Here is a 19,375-nt window from a genome sequence, read left to right as displayed (position 1 = left end):
ACGGGGGCAGCGGTCGTGCAGACGTAGACCTGGATCACAGTTCCGGCGCGCGACACGCGGGACGCGCGCGGATCGCGAGCCAGTACCCGGCGGGAAAGCAGCTGGCGCTCGCGGTTGCGCCTATTGGATCAGGTTGTTGAGTTCGAAGATCGGTAGGAGGATGGCGATCACGATGATGAGCACTACGCCGCCCATCACCAGCACCAGCAGCGGCTGCATGATGCCGAGGAGCGTGGCGATGATCGATTCCATCTCACGCTCTTGGTTACCGGCGGCGCGGTCGAGCATGTCCTCCAACTCGCCGCTGGCCTCGCCGCTCTTGATCAGGTGAATGGTCATCGGCGGAAACAGGCGGCTGCTCGCGAGTGAAGCGCCGATCGGAGCCCCTTCGCGCACCCGCGAGGAGGCCTCCGCTACGGCCTCACGCATGGGGACGTTCGTGATCACCTCGCCAGAGATGCGCAGCGCATCGAGCACCGGCACGCCGCTACCGGCCAGGATGCTTAGCGTGCGCGTGAAACGGGCTGAGTTAGCCCCGCGGACCATGCGTCCGAACACCGGAGCGCGCAGCTGCAGCCGGTGAAACACCCGCTTTGGGCCCGGCTTCTGCAGCAACCAGCGAGCGCCTAGGGCCCCCACGATGAGCAGCACCGCGATCACCAGCAGGTTCTCGCGCATGAACGCGCTGAGCCCGATCAGTACTCGAGTGAGCAGCGGTAGCTCCTGCTGCATATTGTCGAACACCCCCACCACCTGCGGGACCACGTAGGTGAGCAGGCCGGTAACGATGAGCAGGGATAGGGTGATGAGGATGATCGGGTAGATCATCGCTTGCTGGATGCTCTGCTGCAGCGCGTGGCGGCTCTCCGTGTAGTCCGCCAGACGCTCGAGTACGCCGTCCAGGTGGCCTGAGGACTCGCCCGCTGCTACGGTCGCGATGTAGATCTCCGGAAAGGCGCGAGGGAAATCACGCAGACCGTCGGCCAGCGTGTGACCCTCGACAACCCGCGATCGCACCCCGAGGGTGACGGAGGTGACGCCGGGTTTTTCAGCTTGCTCACCGACGGCCTGCAGAGCTTCCTCGAGCGGCAGGCCAGAGCGGCTGAGGGTGGCGAGTTGCCGGGTCATGAGCGCGAGATCCATCGCCCCCATCGAGCCCGCGCGCTTTCCGCTGCCGCTCGCGCTGGCCTTGCCAGCTCTCTCCGCGATCTCCGTGACCTTGACCGGCAGCAGCGCGCGGTCGCGCAGGAGCTGGCGCACCTGGCGCGGCGTATCGCCCTCGAGGACACCCTTGCGGTTCTTGCCGTTGGCGTCGACGGCGACGTATTCGAAAGCTCCCACCGGCGCTTAGTCCTCGCGAGTAACGCGGAGCACCTCTTCCAAGGTGGTTAGACCCTTGAGCACCAGGCGCCGGCCGTCGTCACGAATACCGATCGTGCGGGTGCGGGCGTGGCGTTCGATCTCCTGCTCGCTGGCACCGTTGTGGACCAGCGTGCGCATATGCTCGTCGACCAGCAGCAGCTCGTATATTCCCGAGCGGCCGGTGTAGCCGCTGTGTTTGCATGCGGGGCACCCCACGGGACGATAGATGGTTGCCGGGTCGTCCTCGCGTAGATTCAAGAGCTCTCGTTCGCGTGGATCCGGCGAGTAGGCTTCCTTGCACTCCGGGCACAACACGCGCACGAGGCGCTGGGCGAGGACCCCGATGAGGCTAGAGGACAGTAGGAAGGGCTCGATGCCGATGTCGTGCAGACGGGTCACGGCGCCAACGGCCGTGTTGGTGTGCAGGGTGGAGAGCACGAGGTGTCCAGTGAGCGAGGACTGCACGGCGATCTCGGCGGTCTCCTTATCGCGGATCTCACCGACCATCACCACGTCCGGGTCCTGACGCAGGATCGCGCGCAGGCCGCGGGCAAAGGTCATGTCTACCTTGGTGTTGACCTGGGTCTGGCCGATGCCGTCAAGGTAGTATTCGATGGGATCTTCCACGGTCATGATGTTGCGGCTATCGTCGTTGATCCGCGTGAGCGAGGCGTAGAGCGTAGTGGTCTTACCGGAACCGGTGGGGCCGGTCACGAGGATGATGCCGTGAGGCTTATGGATCAGCTCGTCCATGTAGCCCATGGTGCCCGGCTCCATGCCGAGGGCCGTGAGCTCCAGGCGACCAGCCTGCTTGTCGAGCAGACGCATCACCACGCGCTCGCCGTGACCGCACGGCAGGGTGGAGACGCGCACGTCCACGGCGCGACCGGCGATACGCACGCCGATGCGGCCATCTTGGGGCAGGCGCTTTTCGGCGATGTCCAGACGCGCCATCACTTTGATGCGTGAGACCACCAGGGGCGCCACGGCGCGCTTGGACTGCAGCACCTCCCGCATCACGCCATCCACACGGAAGCGCACTACCAGGCGGTTCTCGAAGGGTTCGATGTGGATGTCCGAGGCGTTTTCCTTCACCGCCTCGGTAAGCACGGCGTTGATCAATTTGATGATCGGCGCGTCGTCGTCGCTCTCGAGAAGGTCCGAGGGTTCGGGCAGGGAGTCGGCAACGAGGTTGAGGTCGGTCTCGTCGTTGAGGCCCTCCACCATCTGCATGGCGTTGTTCGAACCGCTCTCATAGGCCTCGCGCAGCAGCTGGTCGAAGCGCTCGGAACTGACGCGCGTCGGCACGAGGGGGACGCCGGCGAAGCGGCGAGCCTCGGCCAGGCTGCTCAGGCTCACCCCCTCGCGACAGTACAGCTGCGCCTTGCCGTCCTCGTAGGCGCTGATCAGCACGCCGTGGCGCTTAGCAAAGGGGAAGGGGAGGTAGCGATGCTCGCCTGATCCCGTGCTCGCTGCCGACTCGTCCTGCGGCAGCTGCGCGTCGTCGGCGGGCAGTTCGTTCGGATTGACAGCCATGGCAGTTCAAAGACCTCGCAAATTTCCTTGGCGACGCGGTGTACTACCCGTCGCGTCGGCTGGTGCCCGGGGGCGGGCGCTCAGCCTATGCTCAGGGGTTAGCCGCCGGACTTGCAGCTTCGGCGGCGGCGTCGTTCAACGCGCCGCTGATGCCGCGTGTGCGCAGATCGATCAGCGGTGGAATCGACGGCGGTGTCTCACCGCCGAGCAGCCCGCCCTTACGGTCGTAGATGGTCTGCCCGCGCACCTGCGTGTACTTCTCGTTGGTGGCGAGGGCCGCCGCCTCTGCGTCACGCAATATCCGCGGCTGCACGAACACCATCAGATTACGCTTATTCCTCTCCGCCGTCCGGGCCCTGAACAAATTCTTCAGCAGCGGTAGGCGCCCGAGCACCGGCACGCGCTGTTCGCTCTCGGTCAGCGACTCGTCGATCAGACCGCCCATCACCACGACACCGCCATCTTCCACGATCACCTTTTGTGTGATCGTGCGCCGGTTGGTGATGAGGTCCACGGCACCTGCCGAGCCCTGGCTAAGGCTAGACACCTCGAGCTCGATATCGAGGATCACGGCGTCGCCTTCGTTGATCTGAGGCGTGACCTTTAGGGTCAGGCCCACGTCCTGACGCTGAATCGTCTGGAACGGGTTGACCGCGCCTTGGTTGGCGCCGGTGTTACTGAAGGATCCGGTCAGGAATGGTACCTGCTGGCCAACGCTGAGCTCCGCCTCTTCGTTGTCTAGGGTGGTGATCGTGGGGTAGGAGAGGATGTTGGTACGCGCGTCTCCCTCGAGCGCGGTCAGCAGCGCCGCGAAGCTCGTGCCGCCCTCGCGTATGCGACCAAGACCGAAGGTGAGCCCGTCTTGCACCAGTCCTGACGCGTCGGCCGGCACGCTGCCGTCAGCCGCGGCGACGGCCCCGGCGACGTCTACGATGCTGTTGCCGCTCGAGCGAAAATTGGTGGCGCCGGCGGACGCGGCCGTGCTCGTGGCATCTGTTATCCAGGTCACGCCCAACTCCGCGGAGCGGTCGGCAGAGACATCGACGATGATGGCGTCGAGCACCACCTGGGCGCGGCGGATGTCGAGCTGATCGATCACCGCCTGCAGGGAGCGCATCACCTTGGGCGGTGCTGTGATCACGAGGGCGTTGGTCGCCGCATCGGCCCAGATGATGACGCCACCACGCTGAGCTGGGCTACCGCCGCCACCGCCGCCGGCTTGAGCCTGGCCGCCGCCACCGCCGGTGCGGTTTTGCTGTTGCTGCTGGTTGACCTGCTCCGTGAGGCGGCCGGCCAGTTCCTCGGCGTCGGCGTAGCGCAGGTAGATCACCTGGGTGTTGCCGCCAGTTTCGAGGGGCGTGTCGAGGTGAGCGATAAGCGTGCGATAGCGCAGGCGCTCCGTCCGTTCGCCAGAGACCAGGATGCTGTTGGTTCGCTCGTCGGCGATCAGGCTGACCGGCTGTGAGGAGCCGTCGGCAGCGCGAGCCCCGGCCTGGTTCAGGGCGGTGAGCACGCGCACCAATTCGCCGGCGGTGGCGTGCTCGAGGGTGATGACCTCAATCTCCTCGTCCGAGTCGCGGTCGATGCGCTGGATGATGCGCGTGAGGCGATATACGTTGGCCTCACGGTCGGAGATGATCAGCATGTTCGAGGCGGGGTGCGCCGCCAAATGTCCGTACTGGGGCACGAGCGGGCGCAAGATCGGCACCAGCTGGGCAGCGCCCACGTTGTTGACCCGGATCACGTGGGTGACGATCTCGTCGGAGCGGTCGCTGAGAGTGGTCGGCAGATCGGTGCTCGGCAGCTGGCGCGCGTTCGTGTCCGGTAGCACCTTCACCACGTTGCCCGATGGGATGGCGACGAAGCCATTCACCTGCAGCATGGCGAGGAAGGCCTCGTAGAGGGCGTCGCTCGGCATCGGCGCGCCGAAGAAGGTGACGGGACCTTTGACGCGCGCGTCTACGATGAAGCTGCGGCCGGTCTCGTTGGCGACGATCTTGATAACGTCCTGCACGTCGACGCCGACGAAGTTGGGCGTGAAGTACTGATCGTCGCCCGTTTGCGAGAACACGTCAGCACCCGGGCTCACGAGCAAGAGGACGATCGCGAGCGCCCAGCCGGACCGCGTCGCCCGTGATGTGCGGCGAGCGTTGGGGTCGTCGGGGGAGTGTTGCTGACTCATGTAGTGATGAATTCCGCTGACGTGAAAGGGACGAGTTAGGTGATGCACGACGTCAGCCCCCGCTTAGGGCGGCTTGACCCGGATCGAGCACGATGGTCTCCGTGCTGCCGTTACGTTCGACGGTCACGGCGATCGGCACCTGACCCTCGAGCTGTTTAAAAATCTCGAAGCCCCGATTGGGGTTGTCTAACGCGGCGCCGTTGATTTGCGTGACGAGATCGCCGGGGCGCAGACCGAGGCGGGCGAAGGCCTGGCGGTCCTTGCCGGGGTACACGCGGTAGCCCTTAAGCTCGCCGCTGTCGAATACTGGCTGGGGACGAAGGAGATCGCTGAGCTTTACCTGGCCTGCGGCGACTTGGTCGACCAAGCTCTGCACGGACTTGTTTTGGGCCCGGTTGCGCGATGGCGCGCGACGTACGGCACTGCGTCGCCGCGCTGGCGTGGGGCTGGCCGCGAGATCGGCGATTTCAGGCAGGGACAGCTTGGTCAGCTGGCCGTTCTTACTAATGCGCACCCACTGGGAGTACACCCCGTCCACCTTGGCCTGCTCGCCCTCGACTTGGTCCCCCACACGGTAGACTGCGGCACTGTTGCGCGAGTTGACGATAACCGCCTGGCCCGCCCGGCCGCTGTTGTCCGCCAACACACCGAGAAGCTTGAGGCTGCGATCTTCCTCCAAGTCGTCGTCGGGCGTGAGGTCGGCCACCACCACCGGGGTCGCATCCGGATTGAATTCACCGAATAGGTGGGCGCTCACGATGCCCGCCGCAGACTCTCGCCCCCCCGGCCCGGCGCTGATCGACGGACCTGCGCTGGTCGCCGGCGGCGCGGCGACAGGCCCCAGATCGGGCTGGGGAATCAGCAGCCAGACGATTTGTCCAAGGTTCCAGGCCACGGCCACGGCGAGCACCAGAGCTACCCAGGGCGGCAACACCTTGGAGGCCTGGATCAGCAGCTGATCAGGCGGGGTTTGGCGCAGGCGGTCGATGGCAGGTGCGATGTTCATGGCGTTCCGTCAGACCTGAGGGGGACCCAGAGGTTCTAGTGTGATCAACAGGCCCGCCCACGGTCGGCCGACGCAGCCCAAAATTTTATGCGCCGCGACCACTTGCCCACAAGCACTGGGGTGCCCGGACTGTGGACCAGTGTCACTCTCGGCACCTGATTCCGCTTGGGAAATATAGCCCTAAAGTCGGCTTTTGCCCGTGTCTCGGGTCGCGTGTTTCAGGGTAAACGCCGCGTTCGGCAGATTGGGTTGCCTCACGCTTACACAGCACCTTGTTTCGCGCCCACGCTGACCCTATAAAGGATTGCGATGAGTATCTCGTCCCACGCCGGCCCTCGCGGCCGACCATACCCCGCGGCGGCCGACCGCGGGTGCGATCCAGTATGAGTGAGCTTCCGGAAAATCCGGCAACCGACGATGACTCCGGCGTTCTCGCCCAGGAGCAAGAGCCGCAGACCAAACAGCCACCGCTGTTTCGGGTTGTGCTGCTGAACGACGACTACACGCCAATGGAGTTCGTGGTCGATGTGCTGCAGCGGATTTTCTCGATGGACAGAAGCAAGGCCACTAGGATCATGCTGGAAGTCCACACCCGCGGGCGCGGAGTGTGTGGCGTCTACACCTACGAGATAGCGGAGACCAAGGTCGCGCAGGTGAACGCGTACTCACGCGAACACCAGCATCCGCTGCTCTGCACGATGGAGGAGAGCTGAGTGCTCAGCCGAGAACTCGAGTTCACGATCAACGAGGGCTTCCGCCGCGCGCGGGAGAAGGGCCACGAATTCATCACCGTCGAGCACCTATTGCTGGCGCTGCTCGACGTGCCGGAGGTGGAGGAGATCCTCCATGCCTGCCGAGCGGACGTGCTCGAGCTGAAGCGTCAACTCACGGAGTTCATCGACGAGTCCACGCCCGTCGCAGGCACCGAACGCGATCAGGAGGTGCAGCCCACGCTTGGCTTCCAGCGCGTTCTGCAGCGCGCCGTGTTCCACGTGCAGTCGAGCGGCAAGTCCGAGGTGGGGCCAGCCAACGTGCTGGTGGCCATCTTCGGCGAAAAGAAATCTCAGGCGATTCACCTGCTGAATGCGCAGGACGTGAAGCGCCTGGACGTGGTGAATTTCATCTCCCACGGCATCTCCAAGATCGATGACGAGAGTGAGCGGCCGTCCACCGAGTCGGGTGAGTCCGAGAAGGACGGGGAGGCGAACCGCAGCCCCCTCGAGAAGTACGCGGTCAACCTCAACCAGCGTGCGGACGAGGGCCGTATCGACCCGCTGATCGGCCGTTCGCTGGAAATTGAGCGCACGGTGCAGATCCTCTGCCGGCGCCGCAAGAACAACCCCCTCTACGTGGGTGAGGCCGGCGTAGGCAAGACCGCGATCGCCGAGGGCCTCGCGCGCAAGATCGTGGAGGGCGACGTCCCCGACGTGCTGACCGATTGCACCATCTACGCCCTGGACTTGGGCTCGCTGATCGCCGGTACCAAGTATCGTGGCGACTTCGAGAAGCGCCTGAAGGGCGTGCTCTCAGAGCTCAAGCGCCTTCCGGGCGCCGTACTATTCATCGATGAGATCCACACGCTGATCGGCGCCGGGGCGGCCTCGGGCGGGGTGATGGACGCGTCGAACCTGATCAAGCCCGTGCTCGCCAATGGCGAGCTGCGCTGCATCGGCTCGACCACCTACAACGAGTACCGAGCGATCTTCGAGAAGGACCACGCCCTCGCGCGGCGCTTCCAGAAGATCGATGTGCCCGAGCCGAGCATCGACGAGACGGTGGAGATCCTCGTCGGCCTGCAGTCGCGCTTCGAAGAGCACCACTCGGTGACCTATGACTTCGACGCGCTGAAGGCGGCGGCAGAGCTCGCGGCCAAGCACATCAATGACCGTCATCTGCCGGACAAGGCGATCGACGTGATCGATGAGGCAGGCGCCAATATTCGCCTGCAGCCGCCGGAGTCGCGAGCAAGCCAGGTGACCGTGCAGGATATTGAGGCCATCGTGGCAAAGGTCGCACGGATTCCGGCCAAGAGCGTATCCGCCTCGGATCGCGACCAGCTGCGCACGCTCGAGCGAGACCTGAAGCTGGTGATCTTCGGTCAGGACCCGGCCATCGCTACGCTGGCCTCTGCGATCAAGATGTCTCGCTCAGGACTCGGCGACGAGCACAAGCCGGTCGGCTCCTTCCTGTTCGCTGGCCCCACCGGAGTGGGCAAGACGGAAGTCACGCGCCAGTTGGCCATGAGCCTTGGCGTGGAGCTGGTTCGCTTCGACATGTCCGAGTACATGGAGCGGCACACGGTCTCGCGCCTGATCGGTGCGCCGCCGGGCTACGTCGGCTATGACCAGGGCGGCCTGCTCACCGAGGCGATCAACAAGCACCCGCACAGCGTGCTCCTGCTCGATGAGATCGAGAAGGCGCACCCCGACGTGTTCAACCTGCTGCTGCAGGTGATGGACCACGGCACGCTCACGGACAACAACGGCCGCAAAGCCGATTTCCGCCACGTGATCATCGTGATGACCACCAACGCCGGTGCTGCCGAGATGAGTCGATCGTCGATCGGCTTCACTCAGCAGGACCACACGACGGACGGCATGGAGATCATCCGCAAGCAGTTCACGCCGGAGTTCCGCAATCGTCTCGACGCCATCATCCAGTTCGCCGCGCTGCCCCCGCAGGTGGTCGTGCGGGTGGTCGACAAGCTGCTACTCGAGCTCGAGATGCAGCTGGAGGACAAGGGTGTGAGCCTCGAGGTCGACGCGGACGCCAAGGCTTGGCTCGGCGAGCACGGCTACGACGAGAAGATGGGTGCTCGGCCCATGGCGCGACTCATTCAGGACAAGATCAAACGGCCCTTGGCTGACGAGCTGCTGTTTGGGCGTCTCGCTGACGGCGGCGTCGCCGTGGTCAGCGTGGAGGACGACGAGCTGTCGATCAGCACTCGCGAAGGCGAGACGCTGTCTCCGGTCACCTGAGGGTAAGTCTCGGAAGCCGCCGCGGCGCCTGGGCGCCGTCGGCGGTCAGCGGGCGCGGTAGACGATGCGACCCTTGGACAGATCGTAGGGCGTGAGCTCTACCGTCACCGTGTCACCGGTGAGAATGCGGATGTAGTGCTTGCGCATCTTGCCCGAGATGTGAGCGGTCACCACGTGACCGTTCTCGAGCTCCACCCGAAAGTAGGTATTAGGCAGGGTCTCTAGGACTTTGCCCTGCATTTGAATTGCGTCTTCTTTCGCCATGTGCCTCGTCGTTCTGGGTATGTGGCGGGACGGCATTCTTGCCGAAGGCCGTGCCCTTTGCAAACCGATCAGTCGCCGTTCGGCGCCGACTCACCGCCCCAGCTACGCCAGGACTCGACCGGGATATGGGTGCAGGCGCGCGCTTCCTCAAGCCAACGTAGGAAGGTCACGCGGGAAATGCTCCGGCTGCCAAGGCTTTGCAAGTGCGAGGAGGGCAGCTGGCAATCGATGAACTGGTAGCCTCGCACCTGCAGCTGCCGCACGAGGCGAACCAGAGCGACCTTCGATGCATCCGATGCGCGGCTGAACATAGACTCACCGAAGAACACCCCACCGAGCGCGACGCCGTACAGTCCCCCCACCAGTTCGCCGCCATGCCAGGTCTCCACCGAGTGCGCGTGAGCGAGTTCGTGCAGATGACAGTACGCTCGGAACATGTCGCTGGTGATCCAGGTGTCCGCACAGGTGCCTCTTGGGGCAGCGCAACCCTGCATGACCTCGGCGAAGGCTTGGTCGAAGGTGGTCTCGTAACTGCCGTTGCGTTCGCGCTTAGCCAGGCTCCGCGAGACCTTGAGTTCGTCCAAGCGCAGGACCGCGCGAGGGTCTGGAGACCACCACAGGATCGGCTGTCCCTCGAACCATGGGAACACGCCTGCCGCGTAGGCGGCGAGCAAACGCTCCGGCGAGAGATCGCCGCCGGCGGCGAGCAGTCCCTCGGGCGAGTCGAGCGCATCGTTCGGGTGCGGAAAGGCATCCGGCGGATCCTCCGGTCCGATCCAATGCAGCTTTGCGGCGCGCGTCAACGCATCGACTCCCGATCGCCCGCACCGCGACGGAAGGGAAGGTGCTCGTCCGCAGAGTCCATGTAGCGATCGACGCCGTTGCGCTCGCTCTCGAGGTAGGAGGCGATCGCGTTCGCAAACGCGGGCTCGCCGATCATATGGCCGGACCAGGTGGCCGTAGGCTCGAAGCCGCGGCTGAGCTTGTGCTCGCCTTGGGTGCCTGGCTCGAAGCGCTCAATGCCCTCGGCGATGCAGTAGTCAATGCCCTGGTAGTAGCAGGTTTCGAAATGCAGCGAGTGGTAATCGCCGGCGCAGCCCCAGTAGCGCCCGTACAGGGTCTTCGCATCGCGGAAAAAGATCGCCGCCGCCACCGGCTTGCCCTCGCGTTGTGCTAGGCACACCTGCAGCTGCCCTCCTAGGCGCTCGGCCAGCATCGGGAACAGGGTGGGCGGAAAGTAAGGATCGTGGCCGCGCTTTAGGAAGGTGGAGGCATAGAAGTCGTAGACCTGGTCCCACGTGCCCTCGTCGAGCGTGTCGCCCCGGCGCCAGTCGAAGCGGATACCGTCCTCCTGGACCCGGCGTCGCTCGCGCTTGACCTTCTTTCGCTTGGCGGACGAGAAAGTGCCTAAGAAATCATTGAAGTCACCGTAGGCTCGATTGCGCCACTGGAACTGACAGTCCTTGCGCAGCAGATAGCCGGCGCTCTCTAGGGCGCCACGATCTGCGTCCTTCGGGAACAGCAGGTGATGAGAAGAGACGCCGAGCTCCTGAATTGCATCGGCCAAGGTGAGGAGCAAGCCCTGGCGCAGCGCTTCGGTGCTGGCGAAGGCATCCGGCGCCGCCTTACTGAGCAGCAGGCGCGGACCCGTTACCGGGGTGAAGGGGATGGCGGTCAGGAGCTTTGGATAGTACTCGCGGCCGTAGCGCCGGTAGGCGTCGGCCCACGCCCAGTCGAAGACGAACTCACCCCAAGAGTGGTACTTGAGATACGTTGGCACCACGGCCAAGACGCGGTTGCCAGCACCCGGTTCGCGCAGCACGGCGTGCTGCGGCGCCCAGCCGGTCGCCTCGCCGACGGTACCGGAGGCCTCTAGCGCATGCAGGAAGGGGTAGGAGACGAATGGCTGATCGCCCGTGTCTAGCGTAGCCCACACCTCGGGCCCGATCTCTTCCATGCTGCTGGCGAAGCTCAGGCAGTAGGGAGCCGGCGCGCTGGGCGCCGGTGGCGACGTCTCGGGCTCGATCGCGGACAAGGGTTACGTTTCTCCGGCTAGATGATCCAGGTAGCGCTCGGCGTCGAGCGCGGCCATGCACCCGGAACCTGCGGAGGTGATTGCTTGTCGGTAGACGTGGTCGGCCACGTCACCCGCGGCGAACACGCCCGGCACGCTGGTGGCGGTGGCATCGCCGTCGATGCCGGATTTCACCGTGATGTATCCGCCGCGCATGTCGAGCTGTCCCTCGAAAATTCCCGTGTTCGGCGTATGGCCGATGGCGATGAAAGCGCCCGCTACGTTGATGTTCTGCGCCTTATCCGCGTGAACGTCGCGGACACGCAGGCCCGTGACGCCTTGCTCATCGCCCAGTACTTCGTCCACGACGTGATTCCAGACGAGGCGAACTTTGCCTTCTTCCGCCCGATGCATGAGCTTGTCCTGCAGGATTTTCTCAGCCCGCAGCTTATCGCGGCGATGCACCAGGGTGACGCTGCCGGCGATGTTGGAGAGGTAGAGTGCTTCCTCCACCGCCGTGTTGCCGCCGCCAACCACGGCCACGTCACGACCGCGGTAGAAGAAGCCGTCGCAGGTGGCGCACGCGGAGACGCCCATGCCCTTGAACTTCTCCTCCGACTCGAGCCCGAGGTAGCGAGCGGAGGCGCCGGTGGAGATGATCAGCGCATCGCACGTGTATAGGCCCTGGCCGCTGGTGAGTCGGAAGGGGCGCACGGAGAGATCCACCTCATCGATGTGATCGAGGACGATCTGCGTCTCGAAGCGTTCCGCGTGCTGACGCATGCGCTCCATCAGGGCCGGCCCCTGCAGGCCCTCGACGTCGCCTGGCCAGTTGTCGACGTCCGTCGTGGTCATGAGCTGGCCGCCTTGCTCAGCACCGGTGATTAATACGGGGTTCAGGTTGGCGCGCGCAGCATAGACTGCCGCGGCGTAGCCGGCGGGGCCGGAGCCGAGGATGATAAGGCGTGCGTGCTTGATCGGTTCCATGATGTTCGTCTTGCTCAGTGCGTAGGGCCGTGAGGACCGTACCTCCCCAGCGCGTTGCTGGCCAGGTAGTCCATCGGGCAAAAGGGCGAAATTGCGCCATGCGCGACGGGTTTCAAGATCACCGTTGTTGCGACGCAGTGGGCTACCATTGCTCGCCGCTCCGAACGCCGTCCATCGCACCCCTCGCCACACTGCACGGATCGCAGTATGTGGGTTGTGCGTCAGGCTGTTATGCTCTTCTTTTAGAACAGAACTGAAGATTCAGGGACGATTTTTGATGGTGACCGTGTTCAGAGCGTTGCGCGAAGGCGCCCTTTGGGTACTCGCGGCCCTAGGTGGGCTGCTGATCATCGCCCTCGCCACCTACGATGCACGCGATCCGGGATTCACCTACTCCGGAGACGCGGGGCCTGTCTCCAACGCTGTCGGTCCCGTCGGCGCGGTCATCTCCGATGTGCTCTTCATGCTCTTCGGGACGCCCGCGTACCTGTTTCCTATCATGGTCTTCTACGCGGGCTGGCGCATCATCCGTCCGCGTCCTGCGGATGCGCGTCCGGAACGAGGGGTGGTGGCCCTGCGCGTCAGTGGGTTCTTCCTCACTATACTCACTAGCGCCGCCTTGGCCGCCCTGCACTTCTCCGGCGATGGCATGCCCAGCAGTGCCGGCGGCGTTGTGGGTAACGTGCTCGGCGGCACCTTGGCTTCGGGCCTGAGTTTCCTCGGCGCCACGGTGCTCCTTCTCGCCCTATGGCTGACCGCGGTCTCCTTGTTCACTGGGATTTCGTGGATCGCCGTCGTGGACAGCGTGGGCTACGGTTGCCTGTACCTCGTCGATCGCGTCCGCGGTGCCGTCAGCGATATGCGCGAACGCGCCGAGCAGCGCAAGGTGCGTCAAGAGCGCGTGAAGGCGTTAAAGGTGGAAACCAAGCGGCAAGAGAAGCGCCAGGCACCTCGCATCGAGCCGAGCATACCCAAGCCCAAGCCTTCTGAGCGGACCGAGCGGGAGCGGCAACGTCCGCTGTTCGAGAACGTGCCCGCGGGCAGCCTGCCGCCGCTGAATCTGCTCGAGGAGGCGCCGGCCAAAAAAGAGCAGTACTCGGACGAGTCGCTGGAAGCCCTGTCGCGCCTGGTCGAGCTGAAGCTGGCTGATTTCGGAATCGCCGTGGAGGTGGTGTCCGTGGCGCCTGGGCCTGTCGTCACGCGCTTCGAACTGAGCTTGGCTCCAGGCCTTAAGGCCGCTCGGATCACCGCTCTCGCGAAGGACTTGGCACGCTCCCTTTCGGTGATAAGTGTGCGCGTGCTGGAGGTGATCCCGGGTAAGTCTGTGGTTGGGTTAGAGATCCCGAATGAACAGCGCGAGTTGGTCACGTTGGGGGAGATCCTGAGCAGTGACGCCTACGAAGGCATGAGCTCACCCCTGACGCTCGCCCTAGGCAAGAGCGTCTCCGGCGCGCCCGTGGTGGCCGATCTCGGCCGCATGCCCCATCTACTCATCGCCGGTACCACCGGCTCAGGCAAAAGCGTGGGCATCAACGCCATGGTGCTGAGCCTGCTCTACAAGGCGACGCCCGAGCAGGTGCGTCTGATTATGGTCGATCCGAAGATGCTGGAGCTCTCCGTGTACGAGGGCATTCCCCATCTGCTGGCACCGGTGGTCACGGACATGAAGGAGGCGGCCAACGCCCTGCGCTGGTGCGTGGCGGAGATGGAGCGTCGCTACCGCCTGATGTCCGCCTTAGGTGTGCGCAACCTTGCCGGCTTCAACCGCAAGGTTCGCGAGGCCGAGGCGAGCGGTGAGCCGATCCTCGATCCGCTCCATCAGCCAGACCCCCTCGCCGAGGGGCCTGACACCGCCCCCGCGCTGCAGCCACTGCCGAGCATCGTGGTGGTGATTGACGAGCTGGCCGACATGATGATGATCGTCGGCAAGAAGGTGGAGGAGCTGATCGCGCGCCTGGCGCAGAAGGCGCGCGCGTCGGGCATCCACCTGATCCTCGCCACCCAGCGTCCGTCCGTGGACGTGATCACGGGCCTGATCAAGGCCAATATCCCCACCCGCATCGCCTTTCAGGTGTCCGCACGGGTGGACTCGCGCACGATCCTCGACCAGATGGGTGCCGAATCGCTCCTCGGCCACGGTGACATGTTGTACCTGCCGCCGGGAACGGCGCTTCCCGAGCGCGTCCATGGCGCGTTTGTTGACGATCATGAGGTGCACGCTGTGGTCGAATACCTCACGCAGTCCGGCACGCCGGAGTACATCGACGAGGTGCTCGAAGGGCCGTCGCAGCCGCTGCCCGGGATCTCTGGCGAGGAGCCCGCGGCGAACGATGATCCGGAGCAAGATGCGCTCTACGACGAGGCGGTGGCTATCGTCACGGAGACGCGCAAGGCCTCGATCTCAGGCGTCCAGCGACGGCTGAAGATCGGCTACAACCGCGCCGCGCGCCTGGTCGAAGCCATGGAAGCGGCTGGCATTGTCGGACCTCTAGAGTCGAACGGCGGGCGCGAAGTGCTTGCGCCGCCTCCACCTAAGGAGTCTTCTCGGTGACCTCGTTGCTTTGCCCTATAGCCGCCTTCGGGATGACTTGCCTGGCGCTGCTGGCGACGCCGCTGCAGGCGGGCACCAGTGCCGATGAGCTGGCTGAGGGGGCCGCCGTGTTGGAGGCCTACCTGTCTGATCTGAGCACAGTGCGCGCACGCTTCGTGCAGTCGCTCTACGACGCGGATGGGCAGCTGCTGAGCGAATCGAGCGGTGAGATGTGGCTGCGGCGTCCAGGGCGCTTCCGCTGGGAGTACCGCGATCCGTTTCCCCAGCTGATGGTGGCGGACGGCGAGAAGCTGTGGATCCATGATCCAGATCTCGAACAGGTCACCGTGCGTTCCCTCGCCACAACCGTAGCGGACACGCCGGCGAGCTTGCTGATCAGCGACGAGGACTACCGCGACGACTTCGTCATCACCAACACACAGCCGGGGCCGGAGCCCGGCGTGTTGGCGATTCGCCTCGAACCCCAAGGCGCTGGAACCGGTGACTTCGAGTATCTGGCCCTGCGCTTTCGCGAGGGAGAGCTCGAGCGCATGGAGGCGGTGGATCGTCTCGATCAGCTCACGCGTATCGACTTCAGCCAGGTGAAGCGCGGAGGGCGCCTGCCCGCCAAGCGCTTTCGCTTCAAGCTGCCAGAGGGTGTGGACGTCATCGACCAGAGCGACGACGCTGACTCGTGAGATCCCTGCGTTGGGCGCGCGCCTGGCTGACCGGGGGGATCGTGCTCGTGCTGGTCGTAGTGTTTCTTAGCGTTCGCCCTGTTGCGATGGCGCTTCCGGCCGTGTCGAACGCCGACAAGTTCGCACACCTCATCGCCTACTTCACCCTGGCTCTTTGGTTCTCTGGGGCGTTGCGTCGGGCCAGTTACTTGCCCCTCGCAGTTGCGCTCATTGCGCTTGGGGTCGGCTTGGAGGGTGTGCAAGCGCTGTTGCCGGTGCGGACCGCCGACCTTGGCGATGGGCTCGCCAACGCGATCGGCGTGGGGATCGGAGTCGCTGCGGGTGCCGCGGGGCTTGGCGAGTGGTGCCGCTGGATTGAAAATCGCTTGCCATGAGCACAATACCTCCCGACCCGGCGCGCGCGCCGCTAGCCGAGCGCATGCGCCCACGCGATCTGAGTGAAGTCACCGGTCAAGAGCATCTGCTGGCCGTGGGTCGTCCGCTGCAGGCGATGCTGGACGGGGGCCACCTGCACTCCTGCATCCTCTGGGGCCCGCCGGGCACCGGCAAAACCACCCTGGCCAGGCTCCTTGCGGATCAAGCGGGCGCGCGTTTCGCCGCGCTGTCGGCGGTGATGGCCGGTGTGAAGGATATCCGGGCGGCGATGGACGAAGCTCGCCGCGCCACGCAGCCGACCATCCTGTTCTTGGACGAGGTCCATCGCTTCAACAAGTCGCAGCAGGACGCCTTCCTGCCCTACGTCGAAGACGGCACCGTTGTGTTCGTTGGGGCCACCACCGAGAACCCCGCCTTTGAGCTGAATAACGCCTTGCTCTCTCGGGCGCGCGTGTACGTGCTCAAGGCCCTCGACGCAGAGGCGCTGGAGAGCCTACTGACACGCGCCCTGACGACGCCGTCGCGCGGCCTGGGCGACAGCCAAGTCGAGGCCGCTAACGGCGCCTTGGCCCAGATCGCGCGCTACGCGGACGGCGATGCGCGCCGCGCTCTCGGCGTCCTAGAGGTGGCCGTGCAGGTGGCGTTGGCCCAGGCCCGGCCCGTCGACGATACGGTCTTGGAAGTGGTCCTCACAGAGGGCACGCGTCGCTTCGATAAGGGCGGCGACGCCTACTACGACACCGTGTCCGCCCTGCACAAGTCCGTTCGCGGTAGCGATCCGGACGCTGCCTTGTACTGGTTCGCGCGTCTACTGGACGGTGGTTGTGATCCCCGTTATCTGATTCGGCGCTTGATCCGCATCGCCAGCGAAGACATTGGTAACGCGGACCCCCGTGCGCTCGCCATGACCCTCGACGCCGCCGCCGCCTACGACCGTCTCGGCTCTCCCGAGGGCGAACTCGCTCTCGCCCAGGCACTGGTGTTCATGGCCTGCGCCGCCAAGAGCAACGCGGTCTACGAGGCCTTCGGCGCGGCGCAGAAGGACGTGCAGCGCTACGGTAGTGCGCCTGTGCCCGATCACCTGCGCAACGCGCCCACCCGTCTCGCCAAGGCCCAAGGCCACGGTGAGGGCTACCGCTACGATCATGACGCGCCGGAGGGCGTTGCCTTCGAGCAAACGCATTTCCCGGAGGACATGGACCTGCGCAGCTACTATCATCCCGTGCCACGTGGCTTGGAGATTCGTATCGGCGAACGCCTCGCGCAGTTGCGTTCGCGCCGGGGGCGTAAGGCATGATCGCGCCGAAGGCCTTGGCGCTCGTCGCCTTCGGCGGCGCCCTGGGAGCAACTGCCCGCTACGTCACTACCGTAGCGATGCAGGCCTGGCTCGGTCGTGCGTTCCCCTGGGGCACGCTCAGCGTCAACGCCCTAGGCAGCTTCGCAATGGGCATCGCCTTCGTGGCGCTAGCGTCCCTCGGGGATGAGCAGCGCGCCACCGACGGACGCCTGCTGCTCATGACCGGGGTGCTCGGCGGCTTCACGACCTTCTCCGCCTTCTCCTTGGAGACCCTGGCGCTGATGGAGCAGGGTGCGTGGATGCGATCGGCGGCGAACGTAGGCGCGAGCGTGACCCTGTGCCTAGCCGCCACCTTCGCTGGCCTTGCGCTCGCCCGTCAGTGGAATCCTTGAGCCCAGCTCGCGATTGACGACGGCACACTAGGAGAAGCCCCCAACATGTTGGACCCCAAGCGTTTGCGTCAAGACATCGACGCGGTCGCCGCCAATCTCGCCCAGCGCGGGTTCGCCCTCGATACGGCCACTTTCCTGGCGATCGAGGAACGTCGCAAGGCCGCCCAGGTGGCAGTAGATCGCCTGCGCGCCGAGCGTAACAGTCGTTCGAAAGGTATCGGCAAGGCGAAGGCGCAAGGCGAGGACATCGCGCCCTTGCTGGCAGAGGTCGAGTCCTTGGGCGATCAGCTCGCCGCCGTCGAGACCGAACTCGGCACCTTGCGCGAGGAGCTAGATGCCCTACAGCTGGGTTTACCTAACACAGTCCATGAGTCGGTGCCTTTGGGCAAGGACGAGGACGAGAATGTGGAAGTGTCTCGCCACGGTGAGCCGCCGACCCTCGACTTCGAGCCCCGTGACCACGTCGACGTGGGGGCGGCGCTCGGTGGAATGGACTTCGATCGCGCCGCGGCCTTGTCGGGTTCGCGCTACGTTGTGCTTGCCGGCGAGCTGGCTAGCCTGCACCGCGCTCTCGCCCAGTTCATGCTCGACCTTCACACACGCGAGCATGGGTACCGGGAAGCCTACGTGCCCTACATCGTCGAGGCCCCAGCGCTGGTCGGCACGGGTCAGCTGCCCAAGTTCGCGGAGGACTTGTTTCAACTCGAAGGCGGCAGCGGCGAGCGCTTCCTGATCCCCACCGCTGAGGTGCCGCTCACCAATCTCTATCGCGAGCGCATCGTCGAGGAGGGGGAGCTGCCCGCACGCCTGTGTGCGCATACGCCGAGCTTTCGCTCCGAAGCCGGCAGCTACGGCCGTGATACCCGCGGCATGATCCGACAGCACCAGTTCGACAAGGTCGAGCTAGTGCACGTGGTGCATCCCGATGACTCCTACGACGCGCTCGAAGCGCTGGTATCGCACGCGGAGGAGGTGCTCCGGCGCCTGGGCCTTGCCTACCGCAAGGTGGCGCTCTGCACCGGCGACATCGGGTTTGCTTCCGCCAAGACGTACGACTTGGAGGTGTGGTTGCCGAGCCAGGGCAAGTACCGGGAGATCTCCTCGTGCAGCAATTGCGAGGATTTCCAGGCCCGTCGTATGCAGGCCCGCTTCCGTCCCAGGGGCGGAGGCAAGCCGCAGCTCGTGCACACCCTAAACGGGTCCGGCGTGGCCGTGGGCCGGGCGCTAGTAGCGGTGTTGGAGAACTTCCAGCAGGCGGATGGCTCTGTGGTGGTGCCGCAAGTACTGCGGCCCTACCTGGGCGGCTTGGAGCACCTGTCGGCTGTGGGGTAGGTGGACGGCACCGCTGGTTGACTGGCGCCTCCGCGTTGCGCGCGGTACCGCCAAACCTCGGTCGCGTGGACCAGCGCTACTCCTTTATGCAGCAAGACTGCGTCTGTCGGTAGATCGACTCCACGCGGCCTCGAACAAGCTCGAAGCAGCCGCGGCACGCCGTCGCCCGCCACGAACGCACGAGAAGAGGCGGCAGCACCCAGTAAGGACTACACGATTCCTCACGGTGCGACCGACGGTGCCGAATCCCGGAAGCATGGCAGTGAAAGTGCCGTACGCGGTCGGCGGTCGGCGCTATGCTTACGCGCCACGTGTTCGTTTTTACACTTCAAGGATCGAACGTGAAGCACCAGCGCACCAATGGCCGAGGGGCTTACGGCCCCCGACTCCGACGTACGACTTTTCGCCGACTCCCGACAAGT

16 protein-coding genes are annotated in these 19,375 nt (G+C 65.0%); 8 read left to right on the top strand and 8 right to left on the bottom strand.

Annotation, left to right across the window (positions count from 1 at the left end):
• Positions 1 to 120: 120 nt before the first annotated feature.
• From gspF to gspC, 4 genes are all read right to left on the bottom strand, one after another.
• A complete protein-coding gene (gene gspF, locus AAGA68_15290) occupies positions 121 to 1,341 on the bottom strand; it encodes a type II secretion system inner membrane protein GspF (protein MEM9386419.1) in 1,221 nt (406 codons plus the stop codon).
• Between the two features lie 6 nt (positions 1,342 to 1,347).
• Positions 1,348 to 2,898 carry a type II secretion system ATPase GspE gene (gene gspE / locus AAGA68_15285; protein MEM9386418.1) on the bottom strand — a complete coding sequence of 517 codons (1,551 nt, stop codon included), beginning with the start codon at positions 2,896 to 2,898 and terminating at the stop codon, positions 1,348 to 1,350.
• Positions 2,899 to 2,989: 91 nt separating this feature from the next.
• Positions 2,990 to 5,080 (bottom strand): type II secretion system secretin GspD, encoded by a 2,091-nt coding sequence (gspD, locus tag AAGA68_15280; protein MEM9386417.1) that lies wholly within the window; start codon positions 5,078 to 5,080, stop codon positions 2,990 to 2,992.
• Between the two features lie 52 nt (positions 5,081 to 5,132).
• Complete coding sequence (gspC, locus tag AAGA68_15275; protein ID MEM9386416.1) at positions 5,133 to 6,086, bottom strand: type II secretion system protein GspC; 954 nt, start codon at positions 6,084 to 6,086, stop codon at positions 5,133 to 5,135.
• 383 nt (positions 6,087 to 6,469) lie between these two features.
• On the opposite strand from gspC, the gene clpS reads away from it, so the two are divergent.
• On the top strand, positions 6,470 to 6,799 hold the full coding sequence (gene clpS, locus AAGA68_15270; protein ID MEM9386415.1) for an ATP-dependent Clp protease adapter ClpS: 330 nt from the start codon (positions 6,470 to 6,472) through the stop codon (positions 6,797 to 6,799).
• Positions 6,800 to 9,064 (top strand): ATP-dependent Clp protease ATP-binding subunit ClpA, encoded by a 2,265-nt coding sequence (gene clpA, locus AAGA68_15265; GenBank protein MEM9386414.1) that lies wholly within the window; start codon positions 6,800 to 6,802, stop codon positions 9,062 to 9,064. It abuts the gene before it with no gap.
• Positions 9,065 to 9,109: 45 nt separating this feature from the next.
• Here the strand turns inward: clpA and infA are convergent, their stop codons facing one another.
• From infA to trxB, 4 genes are all read right to left on the bottom strand, one after another.
• A complete protein-coding gene (gene infA / locus AAGA68_15260; GenBank protein MEM9386413.1) occupies positions 9,110 to 9,328 on the bottom strand; it encodes a translation initiation factor IF-1 in 219 nt (72 codons plus the stop codon).
• Between the two features lie 68 nt (positions 9,329 to 9,396).
• Positions 9,397 to 10,104: a leucyl/phenylalanyl-tRNA--protein transferase gene (aat, locus tag AAGA68_15255; protein MEM9386412.1), complete on the bottom strand. Its 708-nt coding sequence runs from the start codon at positions 10,102 to 10,104 to the stop codon at positions 9,397 to 9,399.
• A 23-nt stretch (positions 10,105 to 10,127) separates the two neighbouring features.
• Positions 10,128 to 11,363: a GNAT family N-acetyltransferase gene (locus AAGA68_15250; GenBank protein MEM9386411.1), complete on the bottom strand. Its 1,236-nt coding sequence runs from the start codon at positions 11,361 to 11,363 to the stop codon at positions 10,128 to 10,130.
• A gap of 3 nt (positions 11,364 to 11,366) precedes the next feature.
• Positions 11,367 to 12,329 (bottom strand): thioredoxin-disulfide reductase, encoded by a 963-nt coding sequence (trxB, locus tag AAGA68_15245; protein ID MEM9386410.1) that lies wholly within the window; start codon positions 12,327 to 12,329, stop codon positions 11,367 to 11,369.
• A 277-nt stretch (positions 12,330 to 12,606) separates the two neighbouring features.
• Here trxB and AAGA68_15240 point away from each other — a divergent pair, with 277 nt between their 5' ends.
• Genes AAGA68_15240 through serS form a run of 6 tightly spaced genes read left to right on the top strand, consistent with a single transcriptional unit; the run spans position 12,607 to position 18,953 of the window.
• Entirely contained in the window at positions 12,607 to 14,880 is a 2,274-nt protein-coding gene (locus AAGA68_15240; GenBank protein ID MEM9386409.1) for a DNA translocase FtsK 4TM domain-containing protein, read from the top strand.
• Complete coding sequence (gene lolA / locus AAGA68_15235; protein ID MEM9386408.1) at positions 14,877 to 15,557, top strand: outer membrane lipoprotein chaperone LolA; 681 nt, start codon at positions 14,877 to 14,879, stop codon at positions 15,555 to 15,557. The genes AAGA68_15240 and lolA overlap by 4 nt, the downstream gene beginning before the upstream one ends.
• Positions 15,554 to 15,931, top strand: coding sequence for a VanZ family protein (locus AAGA68_15230; protein ID MEM9386407.1), 378 nt, complete (start codon positions 15,554 to 15,556; stop codon positions 15,929 to 15,931). The genes lolA and AAGA68_15230 overlap by 4 nt, the downstream gene beginning before the upstream one ends.
• Positions 15,928 to 17,229: a replication-associated recombination protein A gene (locus AAGA68_15225; GenBank protein ID MEM9386406.1), complete on the top strand. Its 1,302-nt coding sequence runs from the start codon at positions 15,928 to 15,930 to the stop codon at positions 17,227 to 17,229. Before AAGA68_15230 ends, AAGA68_15225 begins: the two co-directional genes overlap by 4 nt.
• Complete coding sequence (gene crcB, locus AAGA68_15220; GenBank protein MEM9386405.1) at positions 17,226 to 17,621, top strand: fluoride efflux transporter CrcB; 396 nt, start codon at positions 17,226 to 17,228, stop codon at positions 17,619 to 17,621. The genes AAGA68_15225 and crcB overlap by 4 nt, the downstream gene beginning before the upstream one ends.
• Positions 17,622 to 17,666: 45 nt before the next feature.
• Complete coding sequence (gene serS / locus AAGA68_15215; GenBank protein MEM9386404.1) at positions 17,667 to 18,953, top strand: serine--tRNA ligase; 1,287 nt, start codon at positions 17,667 to 17,669, stop codon at positions 18,951 to 18,953.
• Positions 18,954 to 19,375: the final 422 nt, after the last annotated feature.

This window comes from Pseudomonadota bacterium (genome assembly GCA_039193195.1).
GTDB lineage: Bacteria > Pseudomonadota > Gammaproteobacteria > Steroidobacterales > JBCBZW01 > JBCBZW01.
Note: the sequence above shows the minus strand (reverse complement) of the source record. Positions and strands in the feature narration are given on the sequence as shown.